This window comes from Streptomyces solicavernae, assembly GCF_029968095.1.
Lineage (GTDB): Bacteria > Actinomycetota > Actinomycetes > Streptomycetales > Streptomycetaceae > Streptomyces > Streptomyces solicavernae.
Window position 1 is genome coordinate 1 of record NZ_JASCIR010000081.1, and the last position, 2,483, is coordinate 2,483.

Annotated in this window: 2 protein-coding genes and 1 pseudogene; 1 reads left to right on the forward strand and 2 read right to left on the reverse strand. The window is 69.8% G+C overall.

From position 1 onward, the window contains the following. A pseudogene (locus QIS99_RS32010) lies at positions 1-242 on the reverse strand (hypothetical protein); the annotation flags it as partial. Further along, complete coding sequence (locus QIS99_RS32015) at positions 239-1,543, reverse strand: MFS transporter (RefSeq protein ID WP_282517267.1); 1,305 nt, start codon at positions 1,541-1,543, stop codon at positions 239-241. The gene QIS99_RS32015 and the pseudogene QIS99_RS32010, both read right to left, overlap by 4 nt. Positions 1,544-1,739: 196 nt before the next feature. On the opposite strand from QIS99_RS32015, the gene QIS99_RS32020 reads away from it, so the two are divergent. Beyond that, positions 1,740-2,429: a GntR family transcriptional regulator gene (locus QIS99_RS32020; RefSeq protein WP_282517268.1), complete on the forward strand. Its 690-nt coding sequence runs from the start codon at positions 1,740-1,742 to the stop codon at positions 2,427-2,429. The last annotated feature ends 54 nt before the right edge of the window (positions 2,430-2,483 follow it).

Sequence of the window (2,483 nt, forward strand, 5' to 3'; positions counted from 1 at the left end):
TCCCAGCGGTAGCTGGGGGAGCGTCGTGGACCCGCGAAGACCCGCCGGACAGGCCCTAGCACCGGGCAGGGCTTCGGGTTGCGCTGGCAGAACAGCAGCATGTCGTAGGCCCAGTCGGCGGGGACCGAGATCAGGTTGGCCTGGGTGTGGCCCGGGGCGAGGCCCGCGGTGGGGACGGCCTCACCCGCGCGGAACCGGGCGCGCACCGCGCGTGGCCGCTGATCGGCCTCGGTGCGGCTCACGCGAGCTCCTTGCCGCGGGTCTCGGGCAGCCCGAACAGGGCGATGACCGCGATGCCGTAGGCGAGGGCGCCGAAGATCAGCGCTCCGCCCACGCCCCAGCTGTCGGCGAGAAAGCCCACCAGAGTGGGGAAGACGGCGCCGATACCGCGGCCCGCGTTGTAGGTGAAACCCTGCCCGGTGCCGCGTACCGCCGCCGGGTACAGCTCGCTCAGGAACGAGCCGAAGCCGCTGAAAATGGCGGACATACAGAAGCCGAGCGGGAAACTCACCGCCAGAAGGATGCCGTTGGCGCCTTCGGGGATGGCCGAGAAGGACAGGATGCACAGGGCGGAGAGGAACGCGAAGAGCGCGATGTTCTTCTTCCGGCCGAGCAGGTCCGTGAGGTAACCGCCCGCCAGATAGCCGAGGAAGGCGCCCGAGATGAGCACGGCGAGATAGCCGCCGGTGCCGACGACGGACAGGCCGCGCTCGGTCTTCAGATAGGTGGGGATCCAGGTGGACAGCGTGTAGTAGCCGCCCTGGACACCGGTCGAGAGCAGCACCGCGAAGAGCGTGGTGCGCAGCATGCCGGGCTTGAAGATGGCCCCGAAGGAGCCCTTCTCGCGGCTCTCCCGACGCGCCTCGGCGGCCTCGGGGGCGTCGCTGACATTGCGCCGTACGTAGATCACGAGCAGCGCGGGCAGGGCGCCGGTGAAGAACATCACACGCCAGGCCAGGCCCTCGTCGAGGAACTGGAAGACCAGCGTGTAGACGACCACCGCGAGTGCCCAGCCGACCGCCCAGGCGCTCTGGATGGCGCCCAGCGTGCGCCCGCGGTGCTTGGCCGTCGCGTACTCGGCGACCAGGATCGCGCCGACCGCCCACTCACCACCGAAACCGAGCCCTTGAAGGGCGCGGAACACCAGCAGCATCTCGTAGTTGGGCGCGAAGCCGCACGCCACGGTGAACACCGCGTAGGTGATCACCGTCAGCATCAGGGCCTTCACCCGGCCCACCCGGTCGGCTAGCACCCCGGCGAGCGCGCCGCCGACGGCCGAGACGACCAGGGTGACGGTCGTGAACAGGCCCGTCTGGCCGCTGTCCAGGGCGAAGTAGGCGGAGATCGCCACCATGCTCAGGGGGAGCGTGAAGTAGTCGTACGAGTCGAGCGCATAGCCGCCGAACGCGCCGCCGAAGGCGCGCCGGCCGCGCGGACCGAGGGCGCGCAGCCAGGCGAACGCGCCGGTGTCGTCGTCGGGCCGGCCGAGCGGAGGGGCGGGTACTGCCTCTGCTGTGGAGTGGCGCTGAGGGGTCGTGCTCATCAGGCACCTCGTTCGGAGTGGGAGGAGGGGTGCTTCAGGCGCTGCTTCTGGAGGTGCTTCGGGGGGATTCGAGCCGGGCTGGAGGCTTCACGTTCCGAGCACCGTAGGGGATCGTTCAACAATCCCTCAATACCTGTGTTGTCTCGTTCTGGTATCTGCGCTTGAATTCCGCCATGAGCGGCCTGGTGGACGAGCGATGAGCGGACTCGTGGACGACCGTGTGCTCCTGGGGCGCACGAGTACGGCGGAACGGGTGGCGGACATCCTCCGCGGCCGGATCGCCGACGGGTACTTCCCGCCGGGAGAGCGGCTGTCCGAGGAGAGCATCGGCTCGGCGCTCAAGGTCTCGCGCAACACCCTGAGGGAGGCCTTCCGGCTCCTGACCCACGAGCGGCTGCTCACGCACGAGCTCAACCGCGGTGTTTTCGTACGGATGTTGACCGTCGAGGACGTCGAGGACATCTTCCGCACCCGCCACCTCGTCGAGTGCGCCGTGGTGCGCGGCCTCGGCCGACCCCCGTACGCGCTCGACGGCCTGGCCGCCGCCGTCGCCGAGGCGCACCGCGCGGCGCGGGCCAAGGAGTGGAAGGGCGTCGGCACCGCCAACATCCGCTTCCACGGCGAACTCGTGGCCCTCGCCGGGAGCGCGCGCATGGACGAGCTGATGCGCAGCGTCTTCGCCGAACTTCGCCTGGTCTTCCACGTGGTGGACGACCCGCGCCGGTTGCACGAGCCTTATCTGTCGCGAAACCGGGAGATTCTGGACACGCTTCAGTCCGGTGACCGGCCGGCCGCCGAGCGGCTGCTTGCCCGCTACCTCGACGACTCGCGGCTCGCGATGGTAGAGGCGTACGAGGCGGGGCTCGGGGAGTCGGGTGAGGGTTAGGGCTTGTCCGGCGGATCTTCGCGGGTCCACGACGCTCCCCCGGCTGCCGCTGGG

Coding starts and splice junctions, on each gene's coding strand:
- QIS99_RS32015 (WP_282517267.1), bottom strand. CDS start 1,543: ATGAGCACGACCCCTCAGCGCCACTCCACAGCAGAGGCAGTACCCGCC.
- QIS99_RS32020 (WP_282517268.1), top strand. CDS start 1,740: ATGAGCGGACTCGTGGACGACCGTGTGCTCCTGGGGCGCACGAGTACG.